Below are 23,275 nucleotides of genomic sequence, written 5' to 3'. Positions count from 1 at the left end.
TGATACACCGAGGCCGCCCCCCGCGCGAGAGGGCGGCCTCGACCAGCGTCAGAACCCGAGCAGCGCCTTGATCGGGCCCAGCGCGAAGTAGAGCACGAAGAGCAGCGTGACCACCCACAGCAGGGGGTGGATCTCCCGGGCCTTGCCCCGCACGAGCTTGATGAAGACGTAACTGATGAAGCCCGCGCCGACGCCGTTCGAGATCGAGTACGTGAACGGCATGACCACGATGGTGAGGAACGCCGGGATGGCGATCTCGTAGTCGGTGAAGTCGATCTCGCGAACCGAGGTCATCATGAGGAAGCCCACCACGACCAGAGCCGGAGCCGCGGCCTCGTGCGGCACGATCACGACCAGCGGCGCGAAGAAGATGGCGACCAGGAACAGCAGGCCGGTCACCACGCTGGCCAGGCCGGTGCGCGCGCCCTCCCCGACGCCGGCCGCCGACTCGATGTAGGTGGTGTTGGACGACACCGAGCCCGCGCCGCCGACGGCCGCGCCGAGCGAGTCGACGAGCAGGATCTCCTTGGTGCGCGGCAGCGTCCCGTCCTCCCGGACCAGTCCGGCCTGGCGTCCGACGCCGACCATGGTGCCCATGGTGTCGAAGAAGTCGGTGATCAGCAGAGTGAACACGAAGAGCACGGCGAGCAGCACCGACACCTGGCTGAACGCGCCGAACGGGTCGAACTCCCGGAACAGCGTCAGGGGGTTGTGGAAGCCGATGATCTCGTTGGGCGCGGGCACGGTGGGCTGGTTGAGCTGCCAGCCGCCGGGGTTGTCGGGAGAGAACGTGCCGGCCCGCGCGAAGAGTTCGACGATCACCGCCAGCACGGTCGTGCTCACGATGCCGATGAGGATGGCGCCCTTGACCCGGCGCGCGACCAGCCCGGCCGTGAGGAGCAGGCCCACCAGGAAAACGAAGATCGGCCAGGAGGTGAGGCTGCCGCCGATCCCCATCTCCAGGGCCGGGCCGCCGGCCGAACGGCGGACGAAACCCGCGTCGACGAAGCCGATCAGCGCGATGAACAGGCCGATGCCGACGCTGATCGCGGTCTTCAACTCCGTGGGGATCGCGTGGAAGACCGCCACCCGGAAGCCGGTCAGCACCAGGACGCCGATGATGACGCCTTCGAGGAACACCAGCCCCATGGCGGCCTCCCAGGTCATCACCGGGGCGATGCTGAAGGCCACGAACGCGTTGATGCCGAGCCCGGCCGCCATCGCGAAGGGCACCCGGGCGATCGTGCCCATGAGGATGGTCATGACGCCGGCCACGAACGCCGTGCCCGCCGCCACGAGCGCCACGTTCGGCGCCGCCGTGCCGTCACCGATGTACTGCTTCTGAACGTCCTGGGCCGTGGCGATGATGATCGGATTCAGCACCACGATGTAGGCCATCGTGAAGAAGGTGGCCAGCCCGCCCCGGATCTCACGGGAGAACGTGGACTCACGTGCGCTGATGCCGAAGAAATGATCGAGTCTGCTCTTCAAGTCACTCACGCGCGAAGCGTAGACGGGACCTCACTGTACGCCAAAAGTGCTGGTGACCGTATCGAGACCCGATTGGAAGCTAGGGTGGACCCGTGAAGCAGGAGTGGCACCCCGACCCGGAGCCGATCGAGACCAACGACACGCTCACCGTCGCCGTGGGCACCGGCCTGTGGGCGGTCGCGCTGGTCGTCCTCCTCGTCGTCCGTCCCGCGCCGGAGCACTCGTGGTGGACCTGGACGTGCGTCGCCGGCGTGGTCCTCGGCCTGATGGGCCTGGCGTACGTGCGCAGGCGCGAGTCCCAGCAGAAGCTTTCCGGCGACAGGTGACATTCGTCATCACCTCCTCATCCCGGAAGTCAGCGACAAGAGCTGTTACACGCCACTACCTGCACAAATCCGGTCCCGGCATGCTGGTGGGCATGAAGAAGACCCTGCTCACCTTCGTCCTGTGCGCGACCGCCCTCGCCGGATGCGGCAGCGCGGAAGACCCCGCCAAGCCCGCCGCCGAGCCTTCGGCGAAAGGCGCCGACCGGCCGGCCGACCGGCCCGCCAAGGACGCGGGCACGGTCGCCTGGAGCACCTGCGAGGGCCTGACCGGCCCCGACGGCAAACCCGCCGCCCCCGACCCGTCCGTCCAGTGCGGCACGATCAAGGTCCCGCTCGACTACGCCAAACCCGACGGCGACCAGATCGACCTGGCGCTGATCCGCATCAAGGCCACCACCGACGACAGGCTCGGCTCCCTCGTGTTCAACTTCGGCGGCCCGGGCGGCTCCGGGGTCGACACCCTCGTCATCGCCGCCAAGGCGTTCGCCGGCCTCGGCACCCGCTACGACCTCGTCAGCTTCGACCCGCGCGGCGTCGACCGCAGCGCCGGCGTCAAGTGCGGCGGCCAGGTCGAACGGCTGCTCAACGCCACCTCCACCGCCGACGGCGAGAAGCTGACCAAGCAGTTCACCGCCGCCTGCGCGAAGGACTCCGGCAAGGTCCTGCCGCACGTCGGCACCGTCAACGCCGCCAAGGACCTCGAACGGCTGCGCGTCGCGCTCGGCGACGACAAGCTCAACTACTTCGGCCTCTCGTACGGCACGCACCTCGGCGCCGTCTACGCCACCCACTTCCCGACGAACGTCGGCAGGTTCGTCCTCGACAGCGCCTACGACCCGACCGTGACGTTCGAGGAGCGGGCCGTCACCCAGGCGACCGGGTTCGCCACGTCCTTCGAGGCGTTCGCCGCGGACTGCGTGAAGCAGGGCTGCGACCTCGGCAAGACCCCCGCCGAGGTGAAGGAGAACGTCGAGGAGCTGGTGGAGGGGCTGAAGACCAAGCCGCTCAAGGTGGGCTCCCGCACCCTCACCCACGGCCTCGGCCAGCTCGCCGTCATCACCCCGCTGTACGCCAAGGCCTCCTGGCCGGCGCTGGAGCAGGCCGCCGCATCGGCGATCAAGGGCGACGGCTCCACGCTGCTGATGCTGGCCGACTCCTACACCGGCCGCAAGCCCGACGGCACGTACTCCACCATGATGACCAGCCTGCAGGCGATCACCTGCGTGGACAGCGCCGAGCGTCCCAGCCGCGCCGAGGCCGCCGCGATCAACGACAAGGTCGAGAAGGCGTTCCCCATCCTGGCCACCGACAGCCCGGTCATCACCTGCTCCCACTGGCCGGCGCGAGGCGACGACGCGGCCAGCAAGATCGACGCCACCGGCTCGGCCCCGATCGTCGTCATCGGCGGCAAGGGCGACCCCGCCACGCCGTACCAGTGGGCCGTCAGCCTGAACAAGCAGCTCAAGACCGGTGTCCTGGTCACCTACGAGGGTGAGGGCCACGGCGCCTACCTCAGCGGCAGCTCGTGCGTCATGCGCCTGGTCGACACGTACGTGCTGAGCGGCAAGGTCCCGGCGGCGAACACCTCCTGCCCCGCCGCCTGACCCCACCGCCTCGCCGCATTGGGCCCCGCCCCGCCGCGCCCCACCCGGGCCCGCGCGCTCACCCGTCCGGCCGCCGCCCCGGCGGTGCCGGTCGGGCAGCGCGGAACCGGCGGACCGCACGGCCGGTCAGGACAGGTCGGCCTCGGCGAGCAGGAGGGGGACCGCGGCCGGGTCGCGCAGCAGGGCCGCCACGGCCAACCGGTCGTTCCACTGGCCGGTCGCCCAGGCCAGCCCGCGCGCCAGCCCCTCCACCCCGGTGCAGTGCACGGCGCCCTCGAAGAACCGCCACGCGCAGGCCACCCCGTCCACCAGCAGCTTCTCGTGCTCGACGTAGGTCTCGGGGGCCATCGGGAGCAGGGAGCGCACCTCGGGCGGCACCGGCCGGACGACGCCCTCGGACGTGACCTCGCCGCTGGCCAGCTCGCCGGCGAGCGGCAGGTCGAGCAGCTCCGACAGCGCCTCGGCCAGGTCGTAGGGGGCGAGCACCAGCGGCCGGTCGGCGACGAGCTGCAGCAGGTCGGGCGCCTCCACCACCACGGCGTCGTCGGCCGCGGCCACCACGATGTCGCCGTGCAGCACCGCGCGCACCCGGGAGGGCGGCGCCACCCGCTCGGGCTCCACGCCCGCCAGCGCCATCCACAGGGCCCGGAGCTGCGCCCGGTCGACCTCGACCGACTCGTCGGCCATCAGGTCGAGCAGCTCCTCCGGACCGCCGTGCGAGGCCAGCAGCTCGGCCAGCGTCGTGCGGACGCCGAGCGTGGCCAGCGCGCCCTCGTCGAGCCCGGCGGGCGCGTCGGCGTAGAGGCCCTGCAGCAGCGGGTCGGCGCCGGGCAGCCGCAGCTCGCGCGGCCGGCGGCCGTCCAGCACGGGGTGCTCGCCCAGCCACCACGCGGTGTAGGACGGCACCTCGACGCCGCCGACGCGCAGCGGATGCAGCGCCGCCCGCAACGGCGGCCTGGTCAGCAGCTCCAGCGCGGCCGGCCAGTCGGCGACCAGCTCCAGGTCGCGCACGGCCGCGAAGTCGGCAGCGACGGGCGGCACGTCGAGGTCGGGCAGCAGGTCGACGACGTGGTCGAGCCACTCGTCCTCGCCGTCGAGGTCGTGGTCGCAGTCGTCGTGGTCGAGCAGCACGTCGGAGTCGTGCGCCACGGCGAACCCGTCGAGCACGCCCGCCGCGGCCAGCACCCGCGAGCCGTAGGTCTCCACCAGGTCGGCCGCCACCACGCCGAGGTGGCTGTCGGGCCCGACCAGCCTGGCCAGCGCGCCCTCGGCCAGCATGAGCTCGCCCGCCGGGTAGAGCTCGCCGTCGGCGCCGCGCAGCGCCAGCGCCGCCAGCCCGGGCGCCTCGCCGGGGGCCAGGCCGGCGGCTTCGACCAGCGACAGCACCGCCCGCGCGACGGGCTCCGGGTCGGGGCTGTCGAGCGACTGGGCGACCGCCTCCCTGGTGAGCGGGTCGTCGAGGACGGTGCGCGGGGTCGCCTCGGCCGCGCCCAGCCGCAGCAGGGCCGGGTGGGCGGCGTCGGGGTGCACGATGCGCAGCCCGAGCGGGGTGAGGTCGAGCCCGCCGTGACCGTCGAGCCGCAGGATGAGGGTGCCGCGCGGGCCGCGGACCAGCCGGCCGTCGGCCAGCGGCACCGGGAGCGCGCCGAGCGACTCGGGGTCGTCGGCGGGCAGCACCTCGTACAGCGAACGCCACCACGACGGCTCGCGGCCCTCGACCGCCTCCCCCGACAGCAGGTCGACCACCTCGGCCAGCTCCACCCGGCGCACGCCCAGCGAGACCATCGCCGGGTGCCGGGCGGGCCAGCCGGCGGGCAGCAGGCCGGGCACGAAATGGGCGACGGCGGCCAGCAGGTCGGCGGACCCGGCGACCACGGCCGCCTCGCGGCCCGCGACCACCCAGCCGTCGCCCTGCGGCTCCCTGGCCGGGTGCTCGACGCGCCACTCGGCGTCCGGCTCGTAGACCTCGGCGTCGGCGAACGACGGCGTCTGCACGGCGGGCGCGGGCGCCGACAGCGCGGGCAGCAGCGGCGTGTCGGGCAGCCGCAGCAGGACGGCGCGGCGGATGCGCGCGTCGAGCTCGCCCTTCCCCATGAGCGCGGGCACCAGGTCGAGCAGCCTGGGCGTGCGCGGCAGCTCGCGCAGCAGCCTGACGTAGGCGTCGGCGACCTTGTCGACGAGGAAGTCGGTCAGCGGGCCCTTGGCCACGTGCCGGCGGTCGGTGGCCATCGGGAAGGAGGCGATGAGCAGGGCGGGCAGGTCGAGCGGCTCGTCGCTGGGCGTGGGCGCGTGCACCACCGGCGGCACGGTCGCGGGCAGCGGCCCCGGCTCGCCCGTGCCGGTGTGCGGGACGGCCCAGCGGACCGACCAGTAGGGCCGGGTGCGCTCCTCCGTCGGCCGGTCGGCGAAGAGCTCCGCCACCTCCTCGGGCGTGAACTCGCCCGACTCCGACACCACGTGCCAGCCGTCGGCGAGCACCGTGCGGACCTCGCCGTCGAGGTCGATCTCGATGGCCGTCAGCGCGGGCAGGCCGAGCGGCAGCGCCGGACCGGTCTCCGCCAGCATCCCGCGCACGGCCGCGACCGCGGCCTCGTCGCGCAGCGGGAGCCGCACCAGCGTGTCGAACCCGTCGGGCACGTCCATCGGCTCGGCCGCGAACGGCAGGCGCAGCAGCGGCACGTGACCGGACCGGGAGGCCAGCTCGCCGGCCAGCTCCGCGACCCCGGCCACCGCCGCGGCCGTCTCCTCGCGCGACCAGCGCACCGCGGGCGCGCCGCGCGAGCCGATCGACGGCGCGTCGCAGACCGACACGACCGCGGCGAAGCCGACCCCGAACCGGCCGGCCGCGCCGGCCTCGCCGCGTTTGCCGGAGACGCGGAGCGTCGCCAGGCTCTCCACGCCGGTGGCGTCGAGCGGCGCGCCCGTGTTGGCGGCCGTCAGGACGTCGCCGCGGAGCGTCAGCCGCAGCACTCCGGGGACGCCGGCGCGCAGGGCCGCGTCGGCGGCGTTCTGGGCGAGCTCGACGATCAGCCGGTCGCGGTAGCCGCCGAGGGCGAAGTCCTCCTCGGCGTTGGCGTCCTCGCGGAAGCGGGCGGGCGAGGCCGTCCATGCGGCGAGCACGGCGGCCCGCATCCGGTCGGTGCCAAAGGTGTCGGTCATCGATCACGATCCTGGTTGAGGGTAGGGGGGCCACCGTAGGTTAGCGGCCCGCGCCGACACTCCCCGACCCGTCGGCGGATCAGGAGTGGCCGAGCTCCTCGCTGGCCCGCTCGTCCACCGAGCCCGCCTCCTCCTCCATCAGGTCGAACCCCAGGTCGTCGAGGATCGGCGTGGCCTGCTCGACCGGGGGCGGCATGACCGCGGCCTCGGAGTGCGCGCCGCAGCCGTGGTCGGCGGCGACCACCTTGCCGTCGTCGGGCGCGTACTCGTTGGCGCAGACCCCGAAGGTCAGCTTCAGCTCACCCGACAGCGGCCAGTAGAAGCCGCAGGTGGAGCACTGCGCGGGAGCGGCGTGTGCGATCGGAGTGTGCGGCCCGTGCTCGCCCGAGTGCCAGCGCCTGGCAGCTCGGTCCCTGCCGATGGCCGAGAGCACACGTGCCCGGCCCAGGCCGTACTCGAAAACCATCTGGTGGTCCGCGTCGTCGCCGGTGTCGGTGAACCCGGGCACGAGCCGGTCGTCGTCCTCGGGGGTCGGCAGCAGGTCGCCGACGCCGAGGTCGCCCGGACGCAGCCGCTCGCTCCACGGCAGCCACTCGGGCGCCAGCAGCGCCCCGGGGCCGGGCAGCAGGACCGCCTCGCTGACCGTGACCTTCTTCGCGCGGGAGGCGCGGGTCACGGTGATCGCCCACCGCCAGCCGCGATAGGCGCGGTCGAGGCAGGCGAAGAAGTGGGTGACGATCCGGTCGCCCTCGGACTCGTGGCCGAGGTGCTCGCCGGGCTCGCCGGGCCGGGCCAGCTCCTCTGCGGCGGCGCGCGCCAGATCGACCGCGGCGACACAGGCCTGGTCGGGGGCGGAGACGCGGGTCCTGGTCCGGCTCATCGGCCCGCCTCCGGCGAAAGGTGCTGTTCGCTCACACTTCATTCTCACCCATGACCGGACCCGAAGGTGCCGACAGCGGCGGATCCACCCCATCTGAAATCGGATGGAACCCCGACACGATCATGAGCCGGCCCCCGGGTGAAGGCCCTCCGGCCCGGGCCCCCGCCGACACGGCGGCGCCGGGGTCGCGCCATCCGCGAGGAGAGATCGGGTAAGACTGGTAGGCGTGGACGGTGGCTGGGACAGGGCGCGCGAGGTCTCGCGGCGGGTCGGACGAGGCGTCGCCGACGCCTCCCGCGCCACCGCGCGGGCCGGCCGGGCCACCGCCGTCGGCGGCAGGCGCGCCGGCCTGGCCACGGCGCGGGGCGCCCGGCGGGCCGGGGCGGCGACGGCCAGGGGCGCCCGCTCCGTGGGCCGGGCCACCCGTCGCCTCACCCACGCGGGCGGGGCCGGCCGCACCGGGCTGGGCCGCCTGATCGAGCTGACCGCCGGGCACAGCGTGGGCGACACGCTGGTCACGGTGGCGCTCGCCAGCACGGTGTTCTTCGGGGTGCCCGTCGGCGAGGCGCGCGGGCCGGTGGCGCTCTACCTGGTCATCACCATGCTGCCGTTCGCGCTGCTGGCGCCGTTCGTCGGGCCGATCCTCGACCGGTTCAGGTCGGGCCGCCGCTACGTGATGGCGGGCACGCTGTTCGGCCGCGGGCTGCTGTGCTTCGCGATGGCGGCCGCCGTGGGGCCGGGCGACCTGGTGACGCTGTTCGGCGGGGCGCTGGGCGTGCTGGTGCTGTCGAAGGCGTACAACGTGTCGCGCGCGGCGATCATGCCGAGTGTGCTGCCCGCCGACATCACGCTGGTGTCGGCCAACGCCCGCGTCGCGCTGTTCTCGCTGGTGTCGGCGGGCGTCGTGGTGCCGGTGGGCGCGGGCCTGGCGGCCTGGCTCGGCAGCGCCCCGGTGCTGCGCATCGCGATGGTGGTGTTCCTGCTCGTCGGGGTGTTCGCGGTACGGCTGCCCCGGCATGTCGACGCGCCCGACCTGGAGGAGGACGGCGAGGAGGGGCGCGCGTCCCGGTGGCGGACCCTGCTGCAGGTCGGCCCGGCGGTGGCCGAGGCGGTGTGGGCCAACGTGGCGATCCGCCTGTTCTCCGGATTCCTGCTGTTCTTCCTGCTCTTCCTGGTGCAGGACGGCCAGGTGCCGTGGCTGGCCGGGCCCGCCCCGCTGTTCGACGTGCCCAGGACGATCGCGCTGCTCGCCGCCGCCGCCGGGCTGGGCGGCCTGGCCGGCGCGGCCGTCGCCAACTGGGCGCGCAACCACTCGCCGCAGGTGATCGTGCTGCTCACGCTGGCCGTCACCAGCGTGACGACGATCGTGACCGCGGTCTTCTTCGGGCTGTGGACGGCCTTCGCGATCTCCGTCGTCACGGCGTTCGCGCAGGAGCTCGGCAAGCTCGCGCTCGACGCGATCGTCCAGCGCGAGATCGGCGAGGAGGTGCGCTCGTCCACGTTCGGCGTGGTCGAGGCGCTGCTGCAGCTCGCGTGGGTGTTCGGCGGGCTGGTCGGGCTCGTGCTGTCGCTGACCGAGAGCAGCCTCGCCGGGCTGGTCACGCTCGCCGTGGCGCTGACGGCCGCCCTGGGCTGGCTGGTGATCCGCCGGCGCGCCCGCCTGCGGGCCGTCGACGAGCGGCTGGACGCGACCGTACGGCAGGCGCGCTCCGAGGAACGCCCCGAACCCCGCGACACCCTCGACTCCACCAAGCCCCTCACCAACCCGAACGCCTAGCGGCGGGCCGGACGTCGGGGGGTGGGGGCGTCAGGCGTCGAGGTCGTCGGCGACGGCTCGCAGCACCTGGGCGATCTTCTTGGCGTGGGCCGCGTCGGGGTGCTTGCCCCGCTGGTAGGAGGTGGACACCCCGTCGAGGAGCTTGATCAGGTCCTCGACGATGACGACCATCTCGTCGGGCTTCTTCCGCTTGCCCTTGGGCTTGGTCTTGGCCAGGGTCGGGGGCTGCTCCAGGATGCGGACGGAAAGGGCCTGCTGGCCGCGCCGCCCCTCCGCCACGCCGAACTCCACCTTCAGGCCGGGCTTGAGTGGCCCGGCGCCGGCGGGCAGCGCGGAGGAATGCACGAACACCTCACCGCCGTCGTCGCGGGTGAGGAAGCCGAAACCCTTGTCGGCGTCGTACCACTTGACCTTGCCAGTCGGCACAGGAGGGACCTCGTTCGGGACAGTCGTCAGGGAATGAATGCGATGTAAGGTTATGCCCCCGAGCGCTCGGGGGCGACCGGGTAAACACCCCGTGGTCACCCGTGGTCCTCGGGGAGCCGCCAGCCCGAATACCAGGCGGCGAACTCGGTCAGATCGCCCAGCGCCACATCGGCTCCGTGATCACGCAGCTCCTCCACCGTGTAGGGGCCGGTCGCGACCGTCACGCTGACGGCGCCGCCCGCCCGTGCCGCCTCGATGTCGGCGACATGGTCACCAACATAGGCCGAGGCGCCGAAGCGCGCGAGGGCCGATCCCTTGGCCGCCCCGAAGAGCGAGCCGACCACCTCGTCCACCTCGAACCCGAGCAGTTCGACGGTGCTGGTCGCGTCGCGGACGTTCTTGCCCGTCACGACGATGACCCGGCCGCCCGCGGCGCGCACGGCCCGCACGGCCTCCGCCGCCCCGGCCATCGCGGTCGTCGCCGGTAAGGCCAGCCGCGGGTACAGCTCACGGAACAGCTCCGCGGCGGCCGGCACCTCCTCCGGCGGCAGCCAGTGGGCCAGCTCCTGCTCCAGCGGCGGTCCGAGCCGGGTGATGACCACGGCGCTGTCGATCGGCACGCCGAGACGCCCCGACACCTCGTCGTACACGGCCGCGATGCCCGTCCGCGTGTCGGCCAACGTCAAGTCCAGATCGAAACCCACCGATATCCCCACAGGATGCAGCATGCCAAACGCGTGCCGGGCCCGCCCAACGGCCCTCGGAGCGCCGCGCCCCGACGACTACGCTCCTCGGGGAGGTGTCATCAGGACATGAGCAGATCGCCAGAGGCCCGCGGCCCGTCGGCCACGCGCGCGCCCGCGAGCACCCGCGAGCGGATCATCTACGAGGCGCTGCGGCTGTTCGCCGAGCGGGGCTACGCGGCCACGTCGGTGGCCGAGATCGAGGCCGCCTCGGGCCTGTCGCCCGGCGCGGGCGGGCTCTACCGGCACTTCCGGTCGAAGTACGAGCTGCTGGCCGCGGCGATCAACGAGCACGCCGCCCGGACCCGCACGCAGGTGGCCGAGAGCCTGGCCGTGCTGGGCGACATGGAGGACTCCGTCGGCCTGGAGGCACGCCTGTCGCGCCTGTGCCGGGCCGGCCTGGCCAAGCTGCGCGAGGAGTCGCAGCTCACCCGGGTGTTCTTCCGCGACCTCAGCCAGTTCCCCGAGCTGGTGGCGGTGGTGCGCGAGGGGTTGCTGCAGCCCATGTACGACGCCATGACGACGTGGTTCGGCACGCAGCCCGAGTACGCCGACGCCGACGTCGACTGGCACGGCGTCGCGGCGGTGCTCGCCGGGGCGGTGGTGCACTACCGGCTGTTCCAGGAGACCGTGGGCGAGTGCCCGGCGCACGTGGACAAGGACCGGTTCGTCGACGCGTGGGTGCGCCTGGCCGCCGGCCTGCTGCCCAGCCCCGCGCCGGTGAGCTGACCGGCCGCCCGGCGGGGCCGTGCGTTCCCGCGCGGCCTCCGCTGCCCCGATCAGGCGGGACATACCATGTCATCGATGGAGTTCACGGAGTGGATCAGGGGGCGCAGCGACGACCAGTTGCGGGCGCTCGTCACCGCGCGCCCCGAGCTGATCACCCCGGTGCCCGCCCATCTGGAGGGCCTCGCCTCCCGGGCGGGCAGCCCGTCGGCGATCGGCCGGGCACTCGACCGGCTCGACCGGTTCACCCTCGCGGTCGTCGAGACGCTGGCGGTGCTCGGCGGCCCGGTGCCGGCGAAGGAGCTGCGCGAGGTCGTGGGCCGCGCGCTCGCGGCCGGCGAACCGGAGCCGGCGCTGTCGGCCGCCCTCGACCGGCTGCGCGACCTGGCCCTCGTGTACGGCCCCGACGACGGGCTCGACCTGGCCCCGGGCGTGCGCAAGGTGCTCGACGACCCGGCGGGGCTGGGGCCGGCCGCCGTGGACGCGTTCCGCCACCACCCGCCCGAGCAGCTCGACGAGCTGGCCGAGGACGTCGCCCCCGGCACGACGGGCACCGGCAGGGAGCGCCTGGCGGCCGCGCTCGCCGACCCGGCTGACCTCGTCGGCCAGGTCTCCGACGAGGCCAGGGCGGCGCTCGACCAGCTCGCCTGGGGCCCGCCGACGGGCCGGGTGCCCAACGCGCGGCGCGAGGTGCGGATCGGCTCCGCCCGTTCCCCCATCGAGCAGCTCCTGGCGCGCGGGCTGCTGGCGGCGACGGGCGAGGAGAGCGTGACGCTGCCCCGCGAGGTGGGGCTGCACCTGCGCGGCGGCCGGGTGCACCGCGACCTGCCGGCCGCGCCGCCCGCCCTGGAGGGCACGCCGCGCGACCGTGAGCAGGTCGACCGGACGGCGGCCGGGCAGGCGTTCACGTTCGTCAGGTCGGTCGAGGAGCTGTGCGAGCGGTGGAGCATCGACCCGCCGGGGGTGCTGCGCACCGGCGGGCTCGGCGTGCGTGACATGAAGCGCACCGCGGCCGAGCTGGACCTGCCCGAGTGGGCCGCGGCGCTGGTCGTGGAGGTGGCGCACGCGGCGGGGCTGGTCGCGGCGGGCGGCAGCGTCGACGGCGAGTGGCTGCCGACGAGCGGCTACGACCTGTGGCGGGTCCGCTCGACGGCTGACCGGTGGGTGACGCTGGCGCAGTGCTGGCTGCACATGGACCGGGTGCCGGGCCTGGTCGGCGAGCGCGACGACCGCGACAGGCCGCTCAACGCGCTCCACCCCGACCTGCGCAGGTCGTCGGCGGCGCCGGTGCGCTCGGCCGCGCTCGGCGTGCTCGCCGCCGCGCCCGGCATGGCGCCCGCCCTCGGTTCGGTGCTCGACCGGCTGGCCTGGGAGCAGCCGCGGCGGCGCGGGCCGCTGCGCGAGCAGCTCACCGAGTTCGCGCTGCGGGAGGCGGAGCAGGTCGGCGTGACGGGGCTCGGGGCGCTGTCCGGGCACGGGCGCGCGCTGCCGGCCGGCGACGCGGCCGCGATCCTCGCGCCGCTGCTGCCCGAGCCGGTCGACCACGTGCTGCTCCAGGCCGATCTGACCGCCGTCGCGCCGGGGCCGCTGACCAGCGAGCTCAACCGGTGGATGACGCTGGCCGCCGACGTGGAGTCGAAGGGCGGGGCGACCGTCTACCGGTTCAGCGACGACTCGGTCCGGCGGGCGCTGGACGCCGGGCAGGGAGCCGAGGAGCTGCTGGCCGCCCTCGCGCGCCACTCGGCCACGCCGGTGCCGCAGGCGCTGTCCTACCTGGTCGCCGACGTGGCCAGGCGGCACGGGCGGATCCGGGTGGGCACGGCGAGCGCCTACGTCCGCTGCGACGACCCGGCCCTGCTCGACCAGATCACCGCCGACCGCCGTTCGGCGGCGCTGCGGCTGCGCAGACTCGCCCCGACGGTGATCGCCTCGCGCACGTCACGCGCGGCGCTGGTCGACTCGCTGCGGGCGATGGGGTACGCGCCGGTGGCCGAGTCGCTGGACGGCGATGTGATCATCTCGCAGCTCGACGGCCGGCGCGCCGAGGGCGGTCCCTCGTCCCGCCCGGTCCCGCCGGTCAACGGCCCCGACTCCGAGGTGGCCGCGGCGGCCGTCCGGGCGCTGCGGGCCGGCGACGCGGCACACCTCGCCCGGCGCGAACCCGTCGCGGCGCCGGCGGGCACGGTCCCGCGCGGCCCGGCCACGGCGACGATCTCCGCCCTGCAGGACGCGATCCGGCAGGGGGTGCGGGTGTGGATCGGCTACCTCGACTCCCAGGGCAACGCCACCTCGCGCATCCTGGAGCCGGCTCGGATGGAGGGCGGCTACCTGACCGCCTACGACGAGACGCGGGCGGCCGTGCACCGCTTCGCCCTGCACCGCATCACGGGAGTGGCCGGGCTGTCTTGACGCGCGGTCAAGATCGCGCGACGTTGGGACCGTGAGCGAGCTGACGCTGGGCCGGCTGGCCGAGGAGTCGTGGGACAGGTTCGGCGACTACGACGCGATGTTCTACGACGGGGTCTGGCACCGCAGCCACGCGCTCGCCGAGCGGGCCCGGCGGGCCTGCGGCGGGTTCGTCGAGGCGGGCGTCCGGCCCGGCGACCGGGTCGTCGTGATGATGGCCACCTCTCCTGAGGTGCCGATGGTCTACCAGGCGCTCTGGGCGGCCGGCGCCGTGGTGACGCCCGTGGTGTTCCTGGTGGGGGCCGAGGAGCTGCGGCACATCGTGACCGACAGCGGCGCCGTGGCGATCGTGACCTCGCCGGAGTTGCTGCCCACCGTCGAGGCGGCCGGCCTGGACGTGCGCACGTTCGTGGACACCGGCGAGCTGGAGCGGGCGGACGAGCACGGCCCGGTGCCGCGCGACCCCACCGACCTGGCGGCGCTCATGTACACGGGCGGCACCACGGGCCGGGCCAAGGGCGTCATGCTCAGCCATGGCGGGCTCTGGCAGGTGGCCCGGGCGTCCTTCGCGATGTCCCACCAGGAGGGGCTCAACCGGGCCATCGTGCCGGTGCCGCTGTCGCACGCGTACGGGCTGATCGTGTCGGTGGCCGGGATGCACGCCACGGAGCCGCAGCAGGCGGTGCTGATGCGCTGGTTCGACCCGAAGGCGTTCCTGTCCCTGGCAGCGGGGCTGCGGGTGGGCTACGGCACGGTGGTGCCCGCCATGCTGCGGATACTGCTGGCCGAGCCGCTGGAGGAGCATCCGCTGCCGGACCTGGCGTTCCTGACGTGCGGGGCGGCGCCGCTCGGGCGGGACACGCTGGAGGAGTTCGAGCGGCGGGTGCCCGGCACGCGGATCCTGGAGGGTTACGGCCTGACCGAGACGAGCGCGGTCACCTCGTTCAACCCGCCGGGCCGGCGCCGGGTGGGCAGCGTCGGGCTGCCGCTGCCCGGCTACGAGATCACGATCCGCGACTCCTCCGGCGAGGAGGTGGAGTGCGGCGACGTGGGCGAGATCTGTGTGCGGGGCGAGGCGTTGATGCTCGGCTACTGGGGCGAGCAGGAGCCCGACCCGGAGGGCACCACGCTGGCCGGCGGCGAGCTGCGCACGGGTGACATCGGGTGCGTGGACGACGACGGCTACCTCTACGTGGTGGACCGCAAGAAGGACCTGATCATCCGGGGCGGGTTCAACGTGTTCCCGCGGGACGTCGAGGACGCGCTCGACCGGCATCCCGACGTCGTGATGTCGGGCGTCGTGGGCCGTCCGGACCCGCGGGTGGGCGAGGAGGTCGTGGCGTTCGTCCAGCTCCGGCCGGGGGCGACGGTGACGGCCGACGCGCTGGTCGGCTGGGCGCGCGAGCGGCTCGGGCGGGTGCGCTATCCGCGCGAGGTGACGGTCGTCGACGCGATCCCGGTGACCAGTGTGCTCAAGCTCGACCGCAAGGCGCTGCGGGCGATGCTCGGCTGACTCGGTCGGGTGAGTGCCGTGGGCGATTCGTGATAGATGTGGGGACCATGAGCCACGAGGACCCGCCCGGCGGCTACCCCTACCAGCCCTACGGCGCGCCCTACGGGGATCAGCCGCCCCCGCACTACGGGCAGGGTTACGGGCAGGGGCACGGGCAGGGTTACGGGCCTCCGCCTCGCCCGTCCGGGCAGGGCCCGCAGGCCTCGGCCATCATCGCCCTGGTGCTCAACCTGCTCGCGGTCGTCTCGTGCTGCAATCTGCTGGCCATTCCCGGCTCCATCCTGGCCGGGCTGGCGATGGGCCGGTCGGGCACCGAGCCTGACAAGGCCCGTGGGCTGCTGGTGTGGAGCTGGGTGCTGTTCGGGGCGGGGTTCGTGCTGACGATCGGGCTGTTCGTCTTCCTGGGCCTGATCGGCGCCTTCGACGATTGACGTGAGCTGATTGCCTGTTCGGGGACTGTTCCTGGCGCCGGATGTGTTGGATAGGGGTCAGCCGTAGGAAGGAAAGTCCGTGAACGACGGCCCGCTCATCGTCCAGTCGGACAAGACCCTGCTTCTCGAAGTCGACCATGCCAAGGCCGACGAGTGCCGTAAGGCGATCGCGCCGTTCGCGGAGCTCGAACGTGCCCCCGAGCACGTGCACACCTACCGGGTCACGCCGCTCGCGCTGTGGAACGCCCGCGCGGCGGGCCACGACGCCGAGCAGGTCGTGGACGCGCTGATCGGCTTCAGCCGCTACCCGGTGCCGCACGCGCTGCTCGTCGACATCGCCGAGACCATGGCCCGGTACGGGCGGCTCAGGCTGGAGAAGCATCCGGTCAGCGGTCTGGTCCTGACCTCCACCGACCGGGCCGTGCTGGAGGAGGTGCTGCGCTCCAAGAAGATCCAGCCGATGCTGGGCGAGCGGCTGGGCGCCGACTCGGTGATCGTGCACCCGAGCGACCGGGGCAACGTCAAGCAGGCGCTGCTCAAGCTGGGCTGGCCGGCCGAGGACCTGGCCGGCTACGTGGACGGCGAGCACCACCCGATCAAGCTGGCGCAGGAGGGCTGGTCGCTGCGGCCCTACCAGCAGGCGGCGGCCGACGCGTTCTGGCACGGCGGCTCCGGCGTGGTCGTGCTGCCCTGCGGCGCCGGCAAGACGATCGTCGGGGCGGCGGCGATGGCCCACGCCCAGGCGACCACGCTGATCCTGGTGACCAACACGGTCAGCGCCCACCAGTGGAAGCAGGAGCTGATCAGGCGGACGTCGCTGACCGAGGACGAGATCGGCGAGTACTCCGGCGCCAGGAAGGAGATCCGGCCCGTCACCATCGCCACCTACCAGGTGATGACGACCAGGCGGAAGGGCGTATACAGCCATCTGGAGCTGTTCGACGCGCGCGACTGGGGGCTCGTCGTCTACGACGAGGTGCACCTGCTGCCCGCGCCGATCTTCCGGATGACGGCCGACCTGCAGGCGCGCAGGCGCGTCGGGCTGACGGCGACGCTGGTGCGTGAGGACGGCCGCGAGGGCGACGTGTTCTCGCTGATCGGTCCCAAGCGCTACGACGCGCCGTGGAAGGAGATGGAGCACCAGGGCTGGATCGCGCCGGCCGACTGCGTCGAGGTGCGGGTGACGCTCACCGACGAGGAGCGGCTCGCGTACGCGATGGCGGAGTCGGAGGAGCGCTACCGGTTCTGTTCGACCACGCCGTCCAAGACGCGCGTCACCGAGGCGCTGGTCCGTCGCCATCTGGGTGAGCAGGTGCTGGTCATCGGCCAGTACATCGACCAGCTCGACGAGCTGGGCGAGCACCTCAACGCGCCGGTCATCAAGGGCGAGACGCGGATCAAGGAGCGCGAACGGCTCTACCAGGCCTTCCGTGACAAGGAGATCCAGGTGCTGGTGGTGTCCAAGGTGGCCAACTTCTCCATCGACCTGCCGGAGGCGTCGGTGGCCATCCAGGTGTCGGGCACGTTCGGCTCGCGCCAGGAGGAGGCGCAGCGGCTGGGCCGGGTGCTGCGCCCGAAGTCGGGCGGCGGGGGCGCGCGTTTCTACACGGTCGTCAGCCGTGACACGGTGGACCAGGAGTTCGCGGCGCACCGGCAGCGGTTCCTCGCCGAGCAGGGGTACGCCTACCAGATCATCGACGCGGACGACGTGCTCGACGGGGTGTGAGGCGAGGTGCGTCCCGGGGTGCGTCCCGGGGTGCGTCCCCGGGTGTGTCCCGTCTCCGGGCCCGGCCGCGCTCCGAGCGGCCGGGCCATGACGTCTGTCACGTCCAGGAGACTCCGCGGGCCGTCGACAATCGAACCACCCCCCTCACATCAGTGATTCCGCCGCCGCGACCGAACCGCCAGCGACATACCCCCATGATCCGGCATTCCCACCTGCTATGCCCAAATTTCGGGTATTTGCCAGGGATCTCCAAGGTTGGTCATTTTGCGAGCAGGCCGCCGACGAACAGCACCGCCACGGCCACCACCCAGACGACCACGGCCGCCCCCATGACCTTGGCGAACACCGCCGGATCCCGCCGCGACCGCGGCACGAGCCACGCGGCGGCCGTGCAGCAGGCCGCCAGCACCGCGAACAGCCCCGAGACGGCCGAGACCGTGCCGAGCCGCCGCGAGCAGCCGGCCGGCGACTCCCCACCCGCGCAGAACGCCTCCAACCCCCACCCGGCGAACACCGACAGCCCCCACAGCGCGGCCAGCAGGAAGCCGGCGACCGTCGGGATGATCGGCGAGAAGCCCAGGCGGACACGTCCCACGGCCTTCACCTACCCCGGGTAAATCCGGTGGAAGCCTCCGGCCGGCCGCACTAAACTGACCGGTTCGCTACCGGTTACCACGTCGTTCACTCCCCAGGGAGGCGCTTTCGCATGCCCGCACACCAGTTGGCACCCGACATACCCACCGACGTCCTCGCCGCCGAACAGGCCCACCTGGCCGAGGCGCGCGCCGCGCTCACGGCCATGCGCGCCCACGCCCAGTCGCTGTCCGCCGACGCCGCCGGCGACTGGGTCTCGCAGCAGATCCTCCAGTCACTGCTCGACCAGCGGGTGGCCGCGCTCGCCGACCACCCCGACACGCCGCTGTTCTTCGGCCGCCTCGACCGCGAGGCCGGCGACGACCTGCCCGCCGTCATCCACGTCGGCCGCCGCCACGTGCACGACGGCAACAGCCGCCCGCTCGTCGTCGACTGGCGGGCCCCCGTCTCGCGGGCGTTCTACCAGGCCAGCCCGGCCGAGCCGATGGGCGTCGTACGGCGGCGCCGCTTCGGCTACCACGGCGGCGCGCTGACCGCGTTCGAGGACGAGCCGCTCGCCGAGGGCGGTGAGCTGGGGCCGTCCCGCATCCTCACCGAGGAGATCGAACGCCCCCGCACCGGCCCGATGCGCGACATCGTGGCCACGATCCAGCCCGACCAGGACGAGATCGTCCGCTCGGCGCTCGGCCAGACCGTCTGCGTCCAGGGGGCGCCCGGCACCGGCAAGACCGCCGTCGGCCTGCACCGGGCCGCCTACCTGCTGTTCACGCACCGCGAGCGGCTGGCCCGCTCCGGCGTGATGATCGTCGGCCCCAACCGGGCGTTCCTGTCGTACATCTCCTCCGTGCTCCCCGCGCTCGGCGAGGTGAAGGTCGACCAGACCACGGTCGCCGGCCTGCTCGGCGAGCACGCCGCGCCCGAGGACCTGGCGGTGTCGGCGGTCAAGGGCGACGCCCGGATGGCCAAGGTCCTGGAGCGGGCGCTGTGGCTGCACATCGTCAAGCCCGAGGAGGGACTGGTCTACTCCAAGGGCGCCCACCGCTTCCGGGTCGCCGACCACGAGGTGCGCGAGATCGTCGCCTCCCTGCGCGGCACCACCCGCTACGGCCCCGGCCGGGCGGCCCTGGCGCAGCGGCTGGCGCACCAGGTCCTGGTCCGGATGGAGCAGCGCGGCGACTCGCCCGACGACCGGGTGCAGGACGCCGTGGCCCGGTCCAAGCCGGTCAAGCAGCTCGTCGACGCGGTCTGGCCGAAACTCGTGCCCGAGCAGGTGCTCTTCCGGCTGCTGTCCGACGCCGGCTTCCTCGCCCGCGCGGCCCGCACCGACCTGACGCCCGACGAGCAGCGGCTCCTGCTGTGGCCCAAACCGTACCGGGGGTGGAAGTCGGCGAAGTGGTCGGCGGCCGACGCGGCGCTCCTCGACGAGCTGGCCGACCTCATCGAGCGCACGCCGTCGCTCGGCCACCTCGTCGTGGACGAGGCGCAGGACCTGTCGGAGATGCAGCTCCGCGCGCTCGGCCGGCGCTGCCGCAACGGCTCGGCCACCGTCCTCGGCGACCTCGCCCAGGGCACCACGCCCTGGTCGGCCCGCTCGTGGCGGGCCGTGCTGACGCACCTGGGCCAGGACGGCGAGGTCACCGAGCTGACGCTGGGCTTCCGGGTGCCGCGCGAGGTGCTCGACTACGCCGCCCGGCTGTTGCCGTCGATCGCCCCCGACCTGGCCGCGCCCCGCTCGCTGCGTCCCGGCGCCGGCTCCCTGTCCGTACGGCCGGGCGGCGAGGTGACCGCGGCCGTGCGCGAGGCGCTGGCCCGCGAGGGGTCGATCGGCCTGATCGTGCCGGACGCCATGGTCGCCGAGGTGTCACGCTCGCTCGACGGCATCGCCCACGCCGTCCTCGGCCCCGACTCGACCGAGGACCACCGGCTGCTCGTCGTCCCCGCGACCCTGGTCAAGGGCCTGGAGTACGACCACGTCATCGTGGTGGAGCCGGCCGACATCGTCGAGGCCGAGCCGCGCGGGCCGGCCCGCCTCTACGTGGTGCTGACCCGGGCCGTCAGCACCCTCACGGTGCTGCACGCCAAGCCCCTGCCGCCCCAGCTCGCTTCCTGACCTCAGGGGCCGCCGATCGAGCGGAGGACCTCGTCGGGCACCACGAGGTCCGCCCGGTCCCGGGTGGTGGCGACCAGATCGGCGTTGCGCTGGTCGGTCCCCATCACCCAGGCCACGGCCGCGTCGTGGTCCTTGCCGAACCTCTCGTGCCGGGTGATGAGCCGGCGCAGCCGCTCGCCCGCGTCGAGGGCGCAGTACCAGACCTCGTCCAGGCAGTCGCGCACCCGCTTCCAGTCGCCGTCGTCCAGCAGCAGGTAGTTGCCCTCGGTGACGACGAGCCGGGCGGCCCGGAACACCGGGATGCTGCCCGCGATCGGCTGCTCCAGGTCCCGCTCGAACGCGGGCGCGTAGACCACCTCGTCCTCGTCGTCGCGCAGCCGGCGCAGCAGGGCCGCGTACCCCGCCGCGTCGAACGTGTCGGGCGCCCCCTTGCTGCCCCGCCGGCCGAGCCGGTCGAGCTCGACGTCGGCGAGGTGGAAACCGTCCATCGGCACGTACGCCACCCAGTCGGCCGCGTGGCCGGGCGGCGGCGCCTGCCGCAGCGCCGCTACCAGGTGCTCGGCCAGCGTCGACTTGCCGGCGCCCGGGCCGCCGGTGATGCCGAGCAGCGCCCGCTCGCGGCCGGTGACCAGGTCGCGGGCACGGGCCGCCAGGTCGTCCAGGGTCATCGGGCGCGACCCGCCCGCAGGTGGCCGTCGATGAAGGCGCGGGCGTGGCGGGCCAGGTCCTCCCCGTCGGACCACAGGTTGCGCCAGATGGCCAGATCGTTGGACAGACCGCGCATCACGACCGCCGAGGAGAACGACTCGAACGTGATCGGCCCCCGGTAGCCGACGTCGCCCAGGGCGTGGAAGAACGCGGTGAAGTCGAGGTGACCCGATCCCAGGTAGCCGCGGTGGTTCTCGCCGACATGGACGTACCCTAGCCGGTCGCCGACCTCGTGCACCGGCCGGACGAGATCGTCCTCCTCGATGTTCATGTGGTACGTGTCGAGGTGGATGAGCACGTTGTCCTCGCCGATGTCGTCGGCGAGGCGGAGGGCGTCGCGCGCGGTGTTGATGACGTTGGTCTCGTAGCGGTTGCAGATCTCCAGACCGAGCGTCATGCCCTGGCCGCCGGCCTCCTGGGCCAGCCGGCGCAGCACCGTCACGACGTTGCGCCGCCCGGCCTCGGTGAGCGGCCGGTCGTACTTGCCGAGAGCGCTGTAGAGCGCGCCGGTGAAGTGGGTGCCGCCGAGCGCGCGGGTGACGGCCAGCGAGTCGTGCAGCAGCTTCTCGCCGCGTTCGACCACGGCGAGGTCGTCGCTGGAGACGTCGGCGTCGAACGCCAGCCCGCGCGAGCAGGCCACGCCGAGGCCGGCCGACCGGAGGGCGTCGCGGGCGGCGGCCACGTCGAGGTTCCCCGAGTCGTGCAGGGAGATCTCCAGCAGGTCGAAGCCCGCCGCCTTCGTCTTCTCGACGGCCAGCGCCATCGAGTCGGGGCTTGTGTCGCCGACCCACACCAGGGCGTGGACGCCGATGGGGTTGGCCGGAGTGTCGGTGGCCATCGGTGAGGTGCCTTCTTTCGTGTCCGTACGGGTGTGTCAGGCGGCGAGCGCGCCGGTGACGAGTCCGACGATCTCCTCGCCGGAGGTCTCGGCGGTGCGGCGCCCGCCCACGCAGCGACCGGCGCGCATCACCCACACCTGGTGGCTGAGCCGCATGACCTGCGCGAAGTTGTGGCTGATGAGCAGCACGGCGTGTCCCTCGTCGCGCAGTCTGAAGATGAGCTCCTCGACGCGGGCGGTCTCCTGCACGCCGAGCGCGGCGGTGGGCTCGTCCATGATGACGAGCTTGGAGCTAAAGCCGGCGGCCCGGCAGATGGCGACCGCCTGGCGCTGGCCGCCGGACAGCCGCCGGACGCGCGAGCCCACGGCGGGCACGTTGACGGCGAGCGTGGAGACCATCTCGCGGGCGCGGGCCCGCATGGCGCGCCGGTCGAGGAGGGCGACGGGGCCGAGCCTGCGGACGAGCTCGCGGTTGAGGAAGAGGTTCTGCCACACGGTGAGGTCCTCGACGAGCGCGAGGTTCTGGTGGACGGTCTCGATTCCGGCCTCGCGGGCGTCCTCGGGCGAGTGGAACGCCCGCTCGGCGCCGTCGAAGAAGATCTGCCCCCGGTCGGGCCGGTGGATGCCGGAGACGCAGCGCACGAGGGTGGACTTGCCCGCCCCGTTGTCGCCGACGAGCGCGGTGATCTCGCCGGGGCGCAGCGTGATCGACACGTCGATGAGGGCCTGGACGCTGCCGAAGGCCAGGGACACGTCCCGGCATTCGAGCAGCACGCCGGCCTGCTGCTGACTGGTCATTTCTGGAACCTCATCAGGAGGGCGGCCAGCACCACGACGATGCCGACGGCCAGGGGCTGGTAGAACTGCGAGACGCCGAGCAGGGTGAGCCCGTTGACCAGCGCGACCAGCAGGAGCGCGCCGATGAACGGTCCGACGATGGTGCCCCGCCCGCCGAAGAGGCTGACGCCGCCGAGCACGACCGCGGCCACCGAGTTGAGCAGGAACGAGGTGTTGGCGGCGGGCTCGGCCGCGCCGATCCGGGCGACCAGCAGGATCGCGCCGAGCCCGGCGAGCGCGCCGCTGATCAGGTAGACGGCGACCTTGATGCGCCTGGTGCTGATGCCCATCGCCGTGGCCGACTCCGGGGCGCCGCCGGTGGCCAGCGTGTGGGTGCCGAAACGGGTGTGGAACAGCACGACGTGCGCCACCGCGGCCACCGCCACCGCGATGACGAACGACCAGCCGAAGATGCCGATGCCGCCCGTGGACAGGCTCAGCAGGGCCGGGTCGATGATCGTCACCGGTTTGCCGTCGGCCAGGATCAGGGCGAGGCCCGAGGCGGCGGACAGCATGCCGAGGGTCACGATGAAGTCGGCGATCCTCCCCCAGGCGACGACCAGCCCGTTGACGGCGCCGGCGGCGGCCGAGGCGGCCAGCGCCAGCAGGCAGGCCGGCGCCAGGCTCAGCCCGGCCGCGTACGCCTGGCCGAACACGACCGCGCCGAGCGTCATCACCGAGGCGATCGACAGGTCGATGCCGGCGGTGGCGATCACGAACGTCTGCCCCACCGCCAGGATGATGAGGATCGCCGCGGCGACGAGCATCGAGGCGATGTTGCCCATGCTGAGGAACGTGGGGTTCAACGCCTGGAAGACGATCACCAGCACGATCAGGCCGACCAGGGCCGCCCATTCCGCCCAGAAGCCGGCGTCCTTCAGCCGGGCGGGCCAGGCCGGCCCCTCGCCGGCCGTGAGCGTGGTGTTTGCCATGGTGTCACTCCTCGTCCTGCCGGGCGCCGATGGCCCGCCGGACGCGCT

The 23,275-nt window shown here is 73.4% G+C and carries 19 protein-coding genes; 9 read left to right on the top strand and 10 right to left on the bottom strand.

Going from position 1 to position 23,275, the window contains the following annotated elements:
• Window positions 1-48: 48 nt before the first annotated feature.
• The gene (locus tag ACGF0J_RS32015; RefSeq protein WP_393151861.1) at window positions 49-1,500 is read right to left on the bottom strand and encodes an NCS2 family permease; all 1,452 of its coding nucleotides are present in this window, start codon (window positions 1,498-1,500) and stop codon (window positions 49-51) included.
• An 83-nt stretch (window positions 1,501-1,583) separates the two neighbouring features.
• Here ACGF0J_RS32015 and ACGF0J_RS32010 point away from each other — a divergent pair, with 83 nt between their 5' ends.
• Complete coding sequence (locus ACGF0J_RS32010) at window positions 1,584-1,817, top strand: DUF2530 domain-containing protein (RefSeq protein ID WP_393151859.1); 234 nt, start codon at window positions 1,584-1,586, stop codon at window positions 1,815-1,817.
• A gap of 92 nt (window positions 1,818-1,909) precedes the next feature.
• Complete coding sequence (locus ACGF0J_RS32005) at window positions 1,910-3,421, top strand: alpha/beta fold hydrolase (protein WP_393151857.1); 1,512 nt, start codon at window positions 1,910-1,912, stop codon at window positions 3,419-3,421.
• A 126-nt stretch (window positions 3,422-3,547) separates the two neighbouring features.
• On the opposite strand, the gene ACGF0J_RS32000 is transcribed toward ACGF0J_RS32005, so the two are convergent.
• Both ACGF0J_RS32000 and ACGF0J_RS31995 read right to left on the bottom strand, forming a co-directional pair.
• On the bottom strand, window positions 3,548-6,580 hold the full coding sequence (locus ACGF0J_RS32000; protein WP_393151855.1) for a sacsin N-terminal ATP-binding-like domain-containing protein: 3,033 nt from the start codon (window positions 6,578-6,580) through the stop codon (window positions 3,548-3,550).
• A 79-nt stretch (window positions 6,581-6,659) separates the two neighbouring features.
• Window positions 6,660-7,460: a DUF3027 domain-containing protein gene (locus ACGF0J_RS31995; RefSeq protein WP_393151853.1), complete on the bottom strand. Its 801-nt coding sequence runs from the start codon at window positions 7,458-7,460 to the stop codon at window positions 6,660-6,662.
• Between the two features lie 226 nt (window positions 7,461-7,686).
• Between ACGF0J_RS31995 and ACGF0J_RS31990 the strand changes: the two genes are divergently transcribed.
• Window positions 7,687-9,237 (top strand): MFS transporter, encoded by a 1,551-nt coding sequence (locus ACGF0J_RS31990; RefSeq protein WP_393151851.1) that lies wholly within the window; start codon window positions 7,687-7,689, stop codon window positions 9,235-9,237.
• Between the two features lie 30 nt (window positions 9,238-9,267).
• Here ACGF0J_RS31990 and ACGF0J_RS31985 read toward each other — a convergent pair whose 3' ends face one another.
• On the bottom strand, window positions 9,268-9,663 hold the full coding sequence (locus ACGF0J_RS31985) for a cold-shock protein (RefSeq protein WP_393151849.1): 396 nt from the start codon (window positions 9,661-9,663) through the stop codon (window positions 9,268-9,270).
• 95 nt (window positions 9,664-9,758) lie between these two features.
• Complete coding sequence (locus ACGF0J_RS31980; RefSeq protein WP_393151847.1) at window positions 9,759-10,391, bottom strand: HAD family hydrolase; 633 nt, start codon at window positions 10,389-10,391, stop codon at window positions 9,759-9,761.
• 84 nt (window positions 10,392-10,475) lie between these two features.
• Here ACGF0J_RS31980 and ACGF0J_RS31975 point away from each other — a divergent pair, with 84 nt between their 5' ends.
• The 5 genes from ACGF0J_RS31975 (at window position 10,476) to ACGF0J_RS31955 (ending at window position 17,208) form a co-directional block, all read left to right on the top strand.
• The gene (locus tag ACGF0J_RS31975) at window positions 10,476-11,135 is read left to right on the top strand and encodes a TetR/AcrR family transcriptional regulator (protein ID WP_393151845.1); all 660 of its coding nucleotides are present in this window, start codon (window positions 10,476-10,478) and stop codon (window positions 11,133-11,135) included.
• Window positions 11,136-11,210: 75 nt separating this feature from the next.
• Window positions 11,211-13,541, top strand: a complete 2,331-nt coding sequence (locus ACGF0J_RS31970) for a helicase-associated domain-containing protein (protein ID WP_393151843.1) — start codon at window positions 11,211-11,213, stop codon at window positions 13,539-13,541.
• Between the two features lie 31 nt (window positions 13,542-13,572).
• A complete protein-coding gene (locus ACGF0J_RS31965) occupies window positions 13,573-15,051 on the top strand; it encodes an AMP-binding protein (RefSeq protein ID WP_393151841.1) in 1,479 nt (492 codons plus the stop codon).
• Between the two features lie 47 nt (window positions 15,052-15,098).
• A complete protein-coding gene (locus ACGF0J_RS31960; RefSeq protein ID WP_393151839.1) occupies window positions 15,099-15,482 on the top strand; it encodes a hypothetical protein in 384 nt (127 codons plus the stop codon).
• A gap of 79 nt (window positions 15,483-15,561) precedes the next feature.
• Entirely contained in the window at window positions 15,562-17,208 is a 1,647-nt protein-coding gene (locus ACGF0J_RS31955) for a DNA repair helicase XPB (RefSeq protein WP_393151837.1), read from the top strand.
• A 259-nt stretch (window positions 17,209-17,467) separates the two neighbouring features.
• On the opposite strand, the gene ACGF0J_RS31950 is transcribed toward ACGF0J_RS31955, so the two are convergent.
• Window positions 17,468-17,803 (bottom strand): hypothetical protein, encoded by a 336-nt coding sequence (locus ACGF0J_RS31950; RefSeq protein ID WP_393151835.1) that lies wholly within the window; start codon window positions 17,801-17,803, stop codon window positions 17,468-17,470.
• Window positions 17,804-17,914: 111 nt separating this feature from the next.
• Between ACGF0J_RS31950 and ACGF0J_RS31945 the strand changes: the two genes are divergently transcribed.
• Window positions 17,915-19,912 carry a HelD family protein gene (locus ACGF0J_RS31945; protein ID WP_393151833.1) on the top strand — a complete coding sequence of 666 codons (1,998 nt, stop codon included), beginning with the start codon at window positions 17,915-17,917 and terminating at the stop codon, window positions 19,910-19,912.
• Between the two features lie 2 nt (window positions 19,913-19,914).
• Here ACGF0J_RS31945 and ACGF0J_RS31940 read toward each other — a convergent pair whose 3' ends face one another.
• Genes ACGF0J_RS31940 through ACGF0J_RS31925 form a run of 4 tightly spaced genes read right to left on the bottom strand, consistent with a single transcriptional unit; the run spans window position 19,915 to window position 23,227 of the window.
• The gene (locus tag ACGF0J_RS31940; protein ID WP_393151831.1) at window positions 19,915-20,580 is read right to left on the bottom strand and encodes a nucleoside/nucleotide kinase family protein; all 666 of its coding nucleotides are present in this window, start codon (window positions 20,578-20,580) and stop codon (window positions 19,915-19,917) included.
• A complete protein-coding gene (locus ACGF0J_RS31935) occupies window positions 20,577-21,458 on the bottom strand; it encodes a sugar phosphate isomerase/epimerase family protein (RefSeq protein WP_393151829.1) in 882 nt (293 codons plus the stop codon). The genes ACGF0J_RS31940 and ACGF0J_RS31935 overlap by 4 nt, the downstream gene beginning before the upstream one ends.
• A gap of 36 nt (window positions 21,459-21,494) precedes the next feature.
• Window positions 21,495-22,256, bottom strand: coding sequence for an ATP-binding cassette domain-containing protein (locus ACGF0J_RS31930; protein ID WP_393151827.1), 762 nt, complete (start codon window positions 22,254-22,256; stop codon window positions 21,495-21,497).
• Complete coding sequence (locus ACGF0J_RS31925) at window positions 22,253-23,227, bottom strand: ABC transporter permease (protein WP_393151825.1); 975 nt, start codon at window positions 23,225-23,227, stop codon at window positions 22,253-22,255. The genes ACGF0J_RS31930 and ACGF0J_RS31925 overlap by 4 nt, the downstream gene beginning before the upstream one ends.
• Between the last annotated feature and the right edge of the window lie 48 nt (window positions 23,228-23,275).

The sequence above is a fragment of the Nonomuraea sp. NPDC047897 genome (assembly GCF_043204415.1).
Lineage (GTDB): Bacteria > Actinomycetota > Actinomycetes > Streptosporangiales > Streptosporangiaceae > Nonomuraea.
This window is presented reverse-complemented; position numbering and strand designations above follow the sequence as displayed.